The 14,629-nt window shown below is 73.8% G+C and carries 4 protein-coding genes; all 4 read right to left on the reverse strand.

The window, feature by feature from the left end; translation table 11 throughout:
- Positions 1-262: 262 nt before the first annotated feature.
- Genes thiO through ACFYXC_RS15060 form a run of 4 tightly spaced genes read right to left on the reverse strand, consistent with a single transcriptional unit; the run spans position 263 to position 14,619 of the window.
- The gene (gene thiO, locus ACFYXC_RS15045; RefSeq protein WP_389551281.1) at positions 263-1,351 is read right to left on the reverse strand and encodes a glycine oxidase ThiO; all 1,089 of its coding nucleotides are present in this window, start codon (positions 1,349-1,351) and stop codon (positions 263-265) included.
- Positions 1,348-3,435, reverse strand: coding sequence for a type I polyketide synthase (locus ACFYXC_RS15050; protein WP_389551284.1), 2,088 nt, complete (start codon positions 3,433-3,435; stop codon positions 1,348-1,350). The genes thiO and ACFYXC_RS15050 overlap by 4 nt, the downstream gene beginning before the upstream one ends.
- Positions 3,436-3,466: 31 nt before the next feature.
- Positions 3,467-4,030, reverse strand: coding sequence for an FcoT family thioesterase (locus ACFYXC_RS15055; protein ID WP_388906986.1), 564 nt, complete (start codon positions 4,028-4,030; stop codon positions 3,467-3,469).
- The gene (locus ACFYXC_RS15060) at positions 4,027-14,619 is read right to left on the reverse strand and encodes an SDR family NAD(P)-dependent oxidoreductase (RefSeq protein ID WP_389551287.1); all 10,593 of its coding nucleotides are present in this window, start codon (positions 14,617-14,619) and stop codon (positions 4,027-4,029) included. The genes ACFYXC_RS15055 and ACFYXC_RS15060 overlap by 4 nt, the downstream gene beginning before the upstream one ends.
- Positions 14,620-14,629 lie beyond the last annotated feature (10 nt).

The following is a 14,629-nucleotide window of genomic DNA, read 5'->3' on the forward strand; positions in this document are numbered from 1 at the left end:
CCAGGAGGCCAGGAGCCGAGGGGCCGAGGGGCCGGGTATGTGTGTTCGGCGTCGGGCGGGGGTGTGTGCCTCGGCCGGGCCGGATCAGCGGGCGTGGGACTTGGGGTCCCGCAGGTGGCCGGGGCGCCGGCCCGTACCGGTGTCGGGGACCTGCTGGACGGCGACCCTCTTCCGGGGGTCCGGCGCGGCCGGGCACACGACTTCGCCCTCCTCCCCGCATCGGGGAGGAGGGCGAAGTCGTGAAGGCGTGCCGCCTGAGCGGTCAGGAGAAGCGGAGCGGGGTGAAGGGCAGTACCACCGGGTCGGGCTCCGTGTCGGTGAGGTAGGCCGCCATGGCGTCCGCGGTGACGGGCGTCAGCTGGACACCCATGCGGAAGTGGCCGGAGGCCAGGTAGACATCGGGGACGGTCGTCGGGCCGATGACGGGCAGCTCGTCGGGAGAACCGGGGCGCAGCGCGGCGGTGATCTCGGCGAAGCGGAGGGCGCCCACACCGGGGATCACCTGGGCGGCCCGCTCCAGCAGCCCGCGGGTGCCGTCGGCGGTGACGGTCTCGTCGTAGCCGCGCTCCTCGTAGGTGGAGCCGACCACCAGTTCGCCGCCCAGGCGGGGCACCAGGTAGAGCGAGGTGCCCTTGGAGAAGGCGCGGGTCGTCACGTTGAGCACCGGCGGGTTCGAGTGCAGGCGCAGGATCTGGCCCTTGACGGGGCGGATCTCCGGGATGACGCCCTCGGGCAGGCCCTCGATCTGGTGCGTCCAGCAGCCGGCGGCCAGGACGACACGGTCGAAGGCGACCGTGTCGCCGTTGTCGAGGGTGACGACGTGGTCACCGACGCGCACGACACTGCGGCGGACGACGGTACCGCCCAGGGCCTCGATGGCCGTGATCAGGGACGCGTTGAGCACGCGCGGGTCCACGGAGCCGTCGTCGGGGGACAGCAGTCCGCCGAGGGCCGGGGCGAGGTTCGGCTCGAGTTCGCCGATCTCCTTCGGGGAGAGGCGCTCGGTGCGGATCTTGAGCGTGTCCTGGAGGGCCTCCTGCCGTTCGAGGCCGCCCAGGGCGTCCTCGTCGAAGGCGGCGTCCAGGACGCCGTCGCGCCGGAAGCCCGAAGGGGCGAACTCCTCCAGCTCGGCCGCGAAGGACGGGAAGAGGTCACGGGAGGTCATGCACAGGCGCAGGACGTGCTCCTGGCTGAGGAGCTGCTCGTGGCCGGGCGGCAGCATGCCCGCGGAGGCGTGGGACGCCTTGGAGGCGGGAGCCGGGTCGATCACGGTGACGGTGACGCCCAGGCGCGCGGCCCGCCACGCGGTGGCCAGGCCGATGACCCCGCCGCCTACAACAACGGTTTTCATGATCCATTCTCCTGCAGAAGTCGCCGCAGATGCGCAGCCAGCGCTGCGGGGGTCGGATGATCGAAGACGACGGTCGCCGGCAGCTGCAGTCCGGTACCGGCCGCCAGACGGCGGCTCAGTTCGAGGTTGCCGATGGAGTCCAGGCCGACGGCGTTGAACTCCCGGTCGGCCTCGATGTCGTCGGGGCTGTCGTAGCCGAGGACGGCGGCCGCGGACTCGCGGACGAACTCCAGGGCGGCGGCATCACGTTCGGCCTCCGGCAGGTCGGTCAGACGCAGGTGCAGCGCGTCGCTGGACCTGGCGGAGGGAGCGGCGGCGGGCGCCAGGTCGGCCAGGATGGGCGGGACGTGTCCGGTCAGGGCCGCCTCGTTCAGCCGTACCGGGGACAGGACGGCCTCGTCGCCGGCGAGGGCCGCGTCGAACAGGGCCAGGCCCTGGTCGTGGCTGAGCGGCGCGAAGCCGGAGCGCTTGATGCGGTTGAGGTCGGCGGTGGACAGCTCGGATCCCATGCCGTCCTCGCTCTCCCACAGGCCCCAGGCGAGGGAGAGGCCGCGCATCCCGAGGGTGCGGCGGCGCTGCGCGAGCGCGTCGAGTACGGAGTTGGCGGCCGCGTAGTTGGCCTGTCCGGCGTTGCCGACCAGCCCCGCGACGGACGAGAACATCACGAACACGCAGTCCGGGTCCTGGATCAGGTCGTGCAGGTGCAGCGCCGTGTCGACCTTGGGGCTCAGTACCTGGTCGAGCCGGTGCGGGGTGAGGGTGTCGACCGCGGCGTCGGCCAGCCGGCCCGCGGTGTGGATGACGGCGGAGGGCGCCGGAACGTCCGCCAGGACGCGCTCCAGTGACGACCGGTCGGTCACGTCGCAGGCCAGTATGTCGACCTTGGCGCCGAGCCCGGTGAGTTCGGTGTCCAGGTCGGCGGCCCCGGGCGCGTCCGGACCCCGGCGGCTGAGCAGGACGAGGTGCTCGACACCGTGGCGGGTGACCAGATGACGGGCGAGCAGCCGGCCCAGCGCACCGGTGCCGCCGGTGATGACGACGGTTCCGGAGAGGCCGGCGCGCCGGGACGGCGGCGGGCACCGGACGAGGCGGGGCCGGAACAGGGCACCGTGCCGCACGGCGAGCTGTGGTTCGCCGGAGGCCGCCGCGGCGACGAGAGCGCGGCCGGAGTCGTCGGGGACGTCGATGTCCACGAGGACGAAACGGCCGGGGTGTTCGGACTGGGCACTGCGCACCAGCCCCCAGACGGCCGCGCCCGGCAGGTCGGAGAGGTCCTCCTGACTGCGGGAGGCGACGGCACCGCTGCTGACCAGCAGCAGACGGGACGCGGCCAGGCGGTCGTCGGCCGACCACTCCTGCACGAGCATGAGGGCGCGCTGTGCGGCGGAGCGCACCGGCGAGTCCTGGTCCGTGCACGAGACCACGACCACGTCGGGCACGGCCGCGCCCTCGCGGAGCGCGGCGTCCAGGGCGGCCAGTGTGGGGTAGGAGTCGAACGACCGGCAGACGGACTTCAGCGCGCCGGTGACACCGATGTGGTCGGTGCCGAGGAACGCCCAGTGCGTCTGGTCCGAGGCGGCGGTCTGCTGCTCGACGGTCTTCCAGACGACGCGCAGCAGGCGGGTGCGCTGCCCGGCCGCGTCGAGCTGGTCGGCGGAGACGGCCCGCCTGACGAGGGTGCCGACGGTGACGACCGGTTCGCCGTCAGCGCCGGTGAGGGCGAGGGAGATGCCGCCCTCGTTCGGCACGGTGTGGACGTCGACGGCGCTGGCGCCCGCCCGGTGGAGCCGGATCCCGCGCAGTGCGAAGGGGAGGAACGTGCCTCCCTCGTCGTCGAGACCCGGTATCAGGGCGGCCTGCAGCGCGGCGTCGAACAGCGCCGGGTGCAGGAGGTAGTCGTCGCCGCCGGACTCGTTCTCGAGACCGGCGTGGGCGTAGACCTCCTCGCCGTGCGACCACACGCTCCGCAGGTTGCGGAAGGCCGGGCCGTACCGCAGACCGCGGTCGGCCAGCCGGTTGTAGATGTGCTCGATGTCGACCTGCCGCGCTCCCTCGGGAAGCCCCGGCTTTTTCGTGCTGCTCATCGTCGCTTCCTCCGCGGTGGGCCGGACCGGATCAGTTCTCGGGCGGGTTGGTGATGGCCGCGGCGATCTCGCCGTGGCTCTCGCCGCCCTGCTCGTCCCAGTAACGCGCCCGGGTGCGCAGCATGATCAGGGCGTCGCGCAGGTCGTTCCCGTCCCAGTCCGCGATGTCGATGATCTCCAGCTGGCCCCGGAAGTTTCGGCCGTTCATGGCGTTGCGGAAGCTGCTGCGGAAGTCGGTGATGAACACGTCGGCGAGCTGGCGGTCCCAGAACTGCTCCAGCGTCCACCGGGAGAACGGTTCGATCAGTGACTCCTTCACCGCCTTGGCCATCAGGTAGTAGGACATCTGGTTGAAGCAGATGTTGAACTCGACCGAGTTGAAGTGGCCCGTGTCGTCGATGTAGCAGGACTCGGGGATCATGAAGGAGCACTCGGCGGTGAGCACCTTGCCCTCACGGCCGTTGTCCCTCACGCTGACCGTGGCCGAGGTGAGGTACTCGCACTTCTTGGCCCGGTACGGGGTCAGGACGCGGTGCAGCAGCTCCTTGTCCGTGGTGAAGACACCCTCGTCGGTGGCATCGAGCAGTTGGGTCATGACGGATCTCCTGATCCTCGCGCGGTACGGAGCAGCTCGGCCAGACTCATGTTCTGGATGGCCGCGGTGCGGTCCTCGACATCCTCGGCCGGCTCCGGTTCCGGGGCCGTCTCCGGTTCACCGAGCGCCAGCGTCTGCAGCAGGTGCCGGGTGAGGACGAGCGAGGTCGGGTGGTCGAAGACGAGGGTCGCGGGCAGGCGTTCCCCGACGGCTTCGCCGAGGCTGTTGCGGAACTTCACGGCGGCCAGGGAGTCGAAGCCCATGTCGCGGAACGACCGTTCCGCGTCGACCTCGTCGGCGTCGGCGAAGCCGAGGGTGGCGGCGGCCTGGGTACGGACGATGTCGAGCAGCGTCTGTTCCCGCCGGGCCGGCGACAGGGCGGCCAGCCGGTCGCGCAGGCTCTCCGCGGGTTCCTGGGCGGCCACGGTGGCCTCGACGACCCGCCGGGCCGGACCGCGTACCAGGTCGCGCAGCACGTACGGCACGTCGGACCGGCGCTGACCCGACAGGTCGAGCCGGACGGGCGACAGGAACGCCCGGTCGAGGGATCCGGCGGCGTCGAGCAGTTCCAGACCCTGGTGCGAGGCGATGGGCAGGACGCCGTCGCGCGCCATGCCGGCCACGTCGGACGCGTCGAGCGCCCCCGTCATGCCACTGGCCTCCTCCCACAGTCCCCAGGCCAGCGACTGCGCCGGCAGGCCGTGGGCGCGCCGGTGGGCGGCGAGGCCGTCGAGGAAGGAGTTGGCCGCGGCGTAGTTGCCCTGTCCGGCGCCTCCGGTGACCCCCGCAGCGGACGAGAAGAGCACGAACGCCGAGAGGTCCTGGCCTGCGGTCAGCTCGTGCAGGTTGAGAGCCGCGTCCACCTTGGGACGCATCACCGCGGCCATCCGCTCCGGTGTCAGCGAGGAGATGATGCCGTCGTCGAGGATGCCCGCGGTGTGCACGACCCCGGCCAGGACACGGCCCTCGATCACGGCGGCCAGCGCGTCGCGGTCGGCGGCGTCGCAGGCGGCCACCTCCACGCGGGCGCCGAGGCCGGTGAGTTCGGCGGTGAGTTCGGCGGCCCCCGGTGCGTCGGGGCCGCGACGGCTGGTGAGCAGCAGCTCGGTGACCCCGTGGGCGGTGACCAGGTGGCGGGCCACCAGGCTGCCCAGGGTTCCGGTGCCGCCGGTGATCAGCACGGTGCCGGGCCGGTCCCCGAAGACGGTGGACGGGGCGCCGGACCTGGTCCCCTCACCGCTCACCCGGGTCAGGCGCGGTCGGTGGAGGCTGCCGCGGCGCACGGCGATCTGTGCCTCGCCGGTGGCCACCAGCAGACCGGGGTCGACCGTGGCGTGGCCGGCGTCGTCGGGGTCCAGGTCGATCAGCACGACGCGGCCGGGGTTCTCGGTCTGGGCGCTGCGGACCAGCCCCCACACCGCCGCTCCGGCGAGGTCGGTGACGTCCTCGCCGCCGACCGACACGGCGCCCCGGGTGACGACCGAGAGCACGGCGTCGTCGCGGTCCTCCGCGAGCCAGGACTGGAGGACGTCCAGTACGGCGCCGGTCCGCTCGTACACCGCCTCCTTGGTGGTGCCGCCCTCGCAGCGGTACACGACCGTCGCGGTCGCGGTGCCGGCCGGCTCGACGGGGGCCCAGTCGAGTTCGAACAGGGAGTCGTGGGAGACGTCCGCGCGCGTCAGTCCGCCGGCGGCCACCGGACGCAGGACCAGGGACTCGGCCGCGGCCACGGGACGGCCCGCGGTGTCGGTCAGGCGCAGGGCGACCTCGTCCTCGCCGAGGCGGGTCATCCGCAGCCTGAGCTCGGCGGCTCCCGCGGCGTGCAGGTCGACCCCCGTCCACAGGAACGGGAGCGTGATCCGCCCGGCGTCGGTGGCGAGCAGCGCGGTGGCGTGCAGCGCGGCGTCGAGCACCGCGGGATGCAGTCCGTACCGTCCGGCCTCGGCGGCGCTGTGCTCGGGCAGCGCGATGTCCGCGAAGACCTCGTCGCCGGAGCGCCAGGCCGCGCGCAGGCCCTGGAAGACGGGCCCGTACCGCAGGCCGTCGTCGGAGGCGGGCTCGTAGAACCCGGTGAGGTCGACGGGTTCGGCGTCCGCGGGCGGCCAGGGGGCCGGCTCGTGCGCCGGCTCGGGGCCGGTCTCGGCGAGCGTGCCCTGGGCGTGCCGGGTCCAGGCGCCGTCCGCGGGGGCGTCCTCGGAGCGGGAGTGGACGGAGACGGTGCGCAGGTCCGGGCCGACGACGACCTGGATCGCCACGCCGCCGCGCTCGGGCAGGACGAGCGGCGCCTCCAGGGTCAGCTCGTCCAGGCGTCCCCGGCCGACCTCGTCACCGGCGCGTACGGCCAGTTCCACGAAGCCGGAGCCGGGGAACAGGACGGTGCCGCCGATGGCGTGGTCGGCCAGCCACGGCTGACCGGAGAGCGACAGACGGCCGGTGAGGAGCACTCCCCCGGTCCCGGCGACCGACACCGCGGCACCCAGCAGCGGGTGGTCGGCGGAGACCTGTCCGTTGGCCAGCGGGTCGCCGGTGTTCTCGGCGGCCTCCAGCCAGTAGCGCCTGCGCTGGAACGGGTACGTGGGCAGGTCCACGCGCCGGGCGCCGGTGCCGGCGAACCGGGTCTCCCAGTCGACGGCCGCGCCCCGTACGTATGCCTCGGCCAGCGAGGTGACGAACTTGCGCGGGCTGCCGTCCTTGCGGCGCAGCGTGCCGATGAGCGCGGCGGGCACGCCGGCCGACTCGGCGGTCTCGCCCAGCCCGGACAGCAGGCCGGGGTGCGGGCTGGCCTCGACGAAGATCTCGAAGCCGTCGTCCAGCAGGGCTCGCGTGGTCTCCTCGAAGCGGACAGGCCGACGCAGGTTGGTGTACCAGTACTCGGCGTCGAGGCCGGCGGTGTCCAGGATCCCCGCGGTGACGGTGGAGTAGAACGGCACCGGCGAGGTCTGCGGCGCCAGGCCGGTCAGCTCGGTGAGCAGCCTGTCGCGGATCTCCTCCACGAACACCGAGTGGGAGGCGTAGTCCACCGGGATGCGGCGGGCCTGGACGCCGTCGGTGTCCAGCCGGGTCCGCAGTTCGTCGAGGGCCTCCGGTTCGCCGCACACGACGACGGAGCCGGGACCGTTGAGGACGGCCAGCTGGAGGCGGCCGTCGAAGTCGGCCAGGAGCTCGGACGTCCGGTCGGCGGGCAGGGCCACCGACATCATGCCGCCCCGGCCCGCGAGGTCCTGGCGGATGATGCGGCTGCGCAGCGCGACGACGCGCGCGCCGTCCTCCAGCGACAGCGCGCCGGCGACACAGGCCGCGGCGATCTCGCCCTGGGAGTGGCCGACGACGGCGGCGGGTTCGACGCCGGCGGCGCGCCATGCCTCGGCGAGCGACACCATCACCGCCCACAGCACGGGCTGCACCACGTCGACGTCGTCCAGGCGCGGTGCGCCGGGCGCGCCGTGCAGCACGTCGAGCAGGTCCCACTCGACGTACGGTTCGAGGGCCTTGGCGCATTCGCCGAGCCGGCTCGCGAAGGCCGGCGAGTACGAGAGCAGTTCCACGCCCATGCCCTGCCACTGCGAGCCCTGGCCGGGGAAGACGAACACCGCGCGCGAGTCGCCGCGCTGTACGCCCTCCACCAGGGAGGCGGGTGACTTGGCGCTCGCCAGCGCGTCGAGCCCGGCGAGCAGGCTGTCGCGGTCGGAGTCCACGATCACGGCCCGGTGCTCCAGGGCGGCGCGGCCGCGGACGAGCGAGGCGGCGACGTCCAGGTCGTCCACGTCCTCGTGTCCGCGCAGGTGGGCGGCGAGCTGCGCCGCCTGGGCGCGCAGGGCCTCGGTGGACGCCGCCGACAGCGTCAGCGGCAGGACCGGGGGCCGCTCACCGCGCGGCTCCCGCGGGCCGGCCGGCGGCGCCTCCTCGATGATCACGTGGGCGTTGGTGCCGCTGACCCCGAACGAGGAGACCGCGGCGCGGCGCGGGCGGCCGTGCGCCGGCCATTCCCTGGCCTCGTCGAGCAGTTCGACGGCGCCCTCGGTCCAGTCGATGTGCGGGGAGGGCGTGGCGGCGTGCAGGGTGCGGGGCAGCACGCCGTTGCGTATCGCCATCACCATCTTGACCACGCCCGCGACGCCGGCGGCGGCCTGGGTGTGCCCGATGTTGGACTTGACCGACCCCAGCCACAGCGGGTCGTCGTTCGCGCGTTCCTGTCCGTACGTGGCCATCAGCGCCTGGGCCTCGATCGGGTCGCCGAGGGTGGTGCCGGTGCCGTGGCCCTCGACCACGTCGATGTCGGCGAGGGTCAGGCCGGCGGAGGCCACGGCCTGCCGGATGACACGCTGCTGGGCCGGGCCGTTGGGCGCGGAGAGTCCGTTGGACGCGCCGTCCTGGTTGATCGCGGAGCCGCGGAGCACCGCGAGCACCGGGTGTCCGGCGCGGCGCGCGTCCGACAGCCGTTCCAGGAGCACCAGTCCGGCGCCCTCGCCCCAGCCGGTGCCGTCCGCGTCGGCGCTGTACGCCTTGCAGCGGCCGTCGGCGGACAGTCCGCTCTGCAGGCTCATCCCGACGAACGTCTCGGGGGTGGCCATCACGGTGACGCCGCCCGCGAGGGCGAACGTGCACTCGCCCTGGCGCAGTGCCTGCATGGCCCAGTGCATGGCCACCAGGGAGGAGGAGCACGCGGTGTCGATGGTGACCGCGGGGCCCTGCAGCCCGAGCGTGTAGGCGATGCGGCCGGAGGCGACGCTGCCCATGCCGCCGCCCGCGGTGAAGCCGGCGAGGTCCTCGGGCACGGTGGCGGAGAGGGTCGTCCAGTCGTGGTTCATGACACCGGCGAACACGCCGGTGGAGGTGCCCTTCAGGGAGTGCGGATCGATACCGGCCTGTTCGGCGGCCTCCCAGGCGGTCTCCAGGAGCAGCCGGTGCTGGGGGTCCATCGCCTGGGCCTCCTTCGGGCTGATGCCGAAGAAGGTGGGGTCGAAGTCGGCGGCGTCGTAGAGGAATCCGCCCTCGCGGGTGTAGGTGGTGCCGTGCTTGCCGGGCTCGGGGTCGTAGATCTCGTCGGTGTTCCAGCCCCGGTCCTCGGGGAAGAGACCGATCGCGTCGGTGCCGTCGGCGACCAGCTGCCAGAGGTCCTGCGCGGAGGTCACCCCGCCCGGGTAGCGGCAGGCCATCGACACGATCGCGATGGGCTCGTCCACGGCGGTCCGCGCGGTGGCCCGCGACGGGACGGCGGCGGCCGGGGTGGTACCGCTGACCTTTTCGAGTACGTGCTCGATCAGGGCGCCCGGGGTGGGGTGGTCGAAGATCAGGGTGGAGGTGAGCCGCAGTCCGGTGGCCGTGCCGAGCGCGTTGCGCAGTTCGACGGCGGTCAGCGAGTCGAAGCCCAGTTCGGTGAAGGCCCGGCGGGGGTCGATCGCGTTGCCGCTCTGGTGGCCGAGGACCGTGGCGATCTGTGTGCGGACCAGTTCGGAGACGATCCGCTCGCGTTCGGCGTCCGGCTTCCCGGCCAGCCGGTCGGCCAGTGCGCCGCCGGGGGCGCCCGCGACCGCGGCGCTGCGGCGGACGGGGGCGCGGACCAGGCCGCGCAGCACCTGCGGAATGCCCTCGGGCCGGGCGCGCAGCGCGGCGGCCTCGATGCGCAGCGGCACCATGGCCGGTTCGGCGACGGCGAGGGCGCGGTCGAAGAGGGCGAGGTTCTCCTCGATGCCGAGGGCGGGCAGACCGGAGCGCTCGGCGCGGCGCAGGGTCACCTCGTCCAGACGGCCTCCCATGCCCGCGCCGCCCGCCCACAGGTTCCAGGCGAGGGACGTCGCCGGCAGGCCCTGGGCGACGCGGTGGACGGCCAGCGCGTCGAGGAAGGCGTTGGCGGCGGCGTAGTTGCCCTGGCCCGGTCCTCCCAGGGCGCCGGCCGCGGAGGAGAACAGCACGAACGCGGCGAGCGGGAGGTCACGGGTCAGCTCGTGCAGGTGCCAGGCGCCGTCCGCCTTGCCGTGGAAGACGGTGCGGACCTGCTCGGGGGTGAGCGTCGCGGCCAGTCCGTCGTCGACGACGCCGGCGCAGTGGACCACTCCGGTCAGGGGACGTCCCTCGGGGATCGTCGCCAGCAGCGCCGCCAGGGCTTCGCGGTCGGCGACGTCACAGGTCACCACGGCCGCCTCGGCGCCCGACTCGGCGAGTTCGGCGACGAGTTCGGCCATGCCGGGTCCGTCGGGGCCGCGGCGGCCGGTGAGCAGCAGGTGCTTCACCCCGTGCCGGGCGGCGAGGTGGCGGGCGACGAGGCCGCCCAGGCCGCCGGTGCCGCCGGTGATCAGCACCGTGCCGTCCGGATCCCAGGCGACGGGGCGCGGGTCCTGCGGTTCGGGCGTGCGGACCATGCGCGGCATGAGGGCCGCGCCGTCGCGCAGGATCAGTTGCGGCTCGCCGGTGGACAGGGCGGCACGCAGGTCGTGTTCGGGTAGGTCGCGGTCCGTGCCGATGAGCACGAACCGGCCGGGGTTCTCGGCCTGCGCGGAGCGCGTCAGGGCCCACAGCGGGGCGAACGCCGGGTCGTCGGGCGCGTCACGCGTGACGATCGCCAGGCGGGTGTCGTCGCGCAGCGCGTCCTGGATCAGCTGGAGGACGTGCAGCGTCGCCGCTCGGCCGGCCTCGACGGGGGTACCGGGGAAGGAGGCGGGAAGGAACTCGAGGTGGAACTCCGCCGCGTCGGCGTCCGGTGCGGACGGGACGTCGATCCGGGTCCACTCCAGGTGCAGCAGCGAGCCGTCCCGTGCGCCCGAGGGCCGTACGCCGTCCATCGCCACGGGCCGCTGAACGAGCGAGCGGATGGTGGCGACCGGTGCGCCGGTGGGGTCGGCGAGTTCGACCGAGACCTCGTCCGGGGCGGTCCGGACGAGCCGGGCGCGGACGTCCGTGGCGCCGGCGGCGTGCAGTTCGACGCCGAGCCAGGCGAACGGGAGCCGGACCTGGCCCTCGTCCTCCGGTCCCTCGACGGGGTGCAGGGAGGCGTCCAGGAGGGCCGGGTGCAGTCCGAACCGCTCGCCCTCCGTGTCGCCGAGGGAGACCTCGGCGAAGACCTCGTCCCCGCGGCGCCAGGCGGCGCGCACGCACTGGAAGGCCGGCCCGTAGCCGTATCCCTGGTCGATGTGGCGCTCGTAGAGTTCCGCGACGTCGATCGGCTCGGCGTCGGCCGGCGGCCACTGGGTGAACACGTCCGTGTCGGCCGCCGGGCCCTCGCCCTGTTCGGCGAGCACACCGCTGGCGTGCCGGGTCCACTCCTCCTCGCTCTGCGCGGGGCGCGAATGGATCTCGACGCTGCGGCGGCCCGTCGCGTCGAGCGCGCCGACGACGACCTGGACCTCCGCCCCGGCGTCCGTGGTCAGCGCCAGCGGCGTCTCGAGGGTGAGCTCCTCCAGCAGGCCGCAGCCCGCCTCGTCACCGGCCCGGACGGCCAGTTCGACCAGACCGGTGCCGGGTACGAGGACGACGCCCGCGATGACGTGGTCGGCCAGCCACGACTGGGACCGGGTGGACAGCCGGCCGGTCAGGACCAGGGTGTCGGTGCCCGCGAGCGCGACGGCGGTGTCGAGCATCGGGTGCCCGATCGTGGCCCCCGGGGCGCTTCCGGCGTCCAGCCAGTACCGCTTGCGTTGGAAGGAGTAGGTGGGCAGCGGGATCCGGCGGGCGCCGCGGCCGGCGAAGAAGCGCTCCCAGTCGACCGGGACGCCGTGGGCGTGCGCGAGGCCGAGCGCGGTGACGGCCTGGCGCTCCTCGCCGTGCCCGTCGCGCAGCAGCGTGGCGAACGCGGCGCCGGCGCCGTCGTCGGTGAGGCAGTCGCGTCCCATCGCCGACAGGACCCCGTCGGGGCCCAGTTCCAGGTAGGTGTCCACGCCGTGGGACTCCAGCCAGCGCATGCCGTCGGCGAACCGCACGGGCTCGCGCACGTGCCGCACCCAGTAGTCGGCGTCGAACGCCTCGACGGGCTCGCCGGTCAGGTTGGACACGACGGGGATGCTCGGCGGCAGGTAGGTCAGGGTCTCGGCGACGCGGCGGAAGTCGTCGAGCATGGGGTCCATCAGCGGCGAGTGGAACGCGTGCGAGACGCGCAGCCGGCGCGTCTTGCGTCCCTGCTCGGAGAAGCGGGCCGCGACGGCCAGTACGGCGTCCTCCTCGCCGGAGAGCACGATCGCGGAGGGGCCGTTGACGGCGGCGACGGCCACCCCGTCCGTCAGGTACGGGGCGACCTCCGCCTCCGCCGCCTGGACGGCGACCATCGCGCCGCCGCCCGGCAGTTCGTCCATCAGCGTGCCGCGGGCGCCGACCAGCAGGGCCGCGTCGGCCAGGGTCATGACACCGGCGACGTGTGCGGCGGCGATCTCGCCGATGGAGTGTCCGGCGAGCAGACCCGGGGTGACGCCCCAGGACTCGACCAGGCGGAACAGCGACACCTCGACGGCGAAGAGCGCGGCCTGCGCGTACCGGGTCCGGTTGAGCAGGTCGGCCTGCGGAGAGCCGGGTTCGGCGAAGAGGACGTCGCCGAGCGGTTCGTCGAGATGCAGGTCGAGGTGGTCGGCGGCCTCCTGGAGGGCCTTCGCGAACACCGGGAAGGCGCGGACCAGTTCACGGCCCATGCCGGGTCGCTGGCTGCCCTGGCCGGTGAACAGGAACGCGGTCCTGCCGGTGGCCAGCGTCGTGCCGGTGAGCACTCCGGGCGCGGTGGTGCCCTCGGCGAGCGCGGTCAGGGCGCGGCGCAGTTCGTCGCGGTCGGCGGCGACGACGGTGGCACGGTCGCGCAGGGCGGCGCGGGTGGTGGCGGCCGAGTAGGCGATGTCCGTGAGGGACGCCTCGTCGACGGTCCTCAGAAGGCGTTCGGCCTGGCCGCGCAGTGCTTCCTCGCCCTGGGCCGACAGGACGACCGGTACGGGGCGGTCGGCGGCGGGCGCGGCCGTGGTGTCGGGTGCCCCGGCGCTGTCGCCGGCGACGGCGGGCGGCTCCTCGATGATGACGTGGGCGTTGGTGCCGCTCGCGCCGAACGAGGAGATGCCGGCCCGGCGCGGGGTGTCCGAGGGCTGCCAGGGCACGGGCTCGGTCAGCAGCCGGACGGTGCCCTCGGACCAGTCGACGTGGGTGGTCGGCTCGTCGACGTGCAGGGTGCGCGGCAGGGTGCCGTTGTGCATGGCCTGGACCATCTTGATGATGCCGGCGGCTCCGGCCGCGGCGCCGGTGTGTCCGATGTTGGACTTCACCGATCCCAGCCACAGGGGCTTCTCGGGTGAGCGTCCGCGTCCGTAGGCGGCGACCAGGGCCTGGCCCTCGATGGGGTCGCCGAGCATGGTGCCGGTGCCGTGGGCCTCGACCGCGTCGACCTCCTCGGGGACGAGGCCGGCGTCGGCGAGAGCGCTGCGGATGACACGCTGCTGGGCGAGGCCGTTGGGTGCGGTGAGGCTGACGCTCGCACCGTCCTGGTTGATGGCGGTGCCGCGGACCACGGCCAGCACCTGGTGTCCGTCACGGAGCGCGTCCGAGAGCCGGGCCAGGACGAACACGCCCGCGCCCTCGGCGAAGCAGGTGCCGTCCGCCGACGCGGCGAACGCCTTGATGCGTCCGTCGGGTGCCAGCCCGCGCTGACGGCTGAACGTGGTGAACGTGCCGGGGCTGGAGATCACGGTGACGCCGCCCGCCAGCGCCAGCCCGCACTCGCCGCGCTGCAGGGACTGCACCGCCAGGTGGAGTGCGGTGAGCGAGCCCGAGCAGGCCGTGTCGACGGTGAGGGTGGGTCCTTCGAAGCCGAGCGTGTAGGCGATGCGGCCGGACACGACGCTGGGCAGGTTGCCGCCCATGAGGTAGCCGTCGAGACCTTCCGGGGCCTCGTGCGTGCGGGGCCCGTACTCGTGCGGCTCCACGCCGATGAACACGCCCGACGCGGTGCCGCGCAGGCGGCCCGGGTCGATGCCCGCGCGTTCCAGGGCCTCCCAGGAGGTCTCCAGCAGCAGCCGCTGCTGGGGGTCCATGGCGAGCGCCTCTTTGGGGTTGATCTGGAAGAAGTCCGCGTCGAAGTCGGCGGCGTCCGGGAGGAATCCGCCGCGCTTCACATAGCTGGTCCCGGCCACGGACGGGTCGGGGTCGTACAGACGGTCCAGGTCCCAGCCCCGGTCGTCGGGGAAGTCGGTGAGCACATGGGTCTCGTCGGCCAGCAGCCGCCACAGGTCCTCGGGCGAGTTCACCCCGCCCGGGTAGCGGCAGCCGATGCCGACGATCGCGATCGGCTCGTCGTGCGCCGCGGACGCCGCGGGCAGGACGGCGGCCTGGTCCTGGGCACCCGCCCCGTCGGTGGTGCCGTGCACCACCTCCACCAGGTGGCGGGCCAGGGCCGTCGGCGTCGGGTGGTCGAACCCGACGGTGACGGGCAGCTGCACGCCCAGTTCGGCGGTGAGCCGCCTGTGCAGCTGGACCAGGCCCAGCGAGTCCAGGCCCACCGCGAGGAACGGGCGGTCGGCCGCCACGCCGGTGGTCCCGTCCCCGTAGGCGTCGGGGTCGGCGGCCCGCAGCACGGCAGCGGTCTCCGCCAGGACCAGTTCCAGCATCGCGGCCCTTGACTGCTCGGTCATGTGCATACTC

It is taken from the genome of Streptomyces sp. NPDC002701, from assembly GCF_042889045.1.
GTDB lineage: Bacteria > Actinomycetota > Actinomycetes > Streptomycetales > Streptomycetaceae > Streptomyces.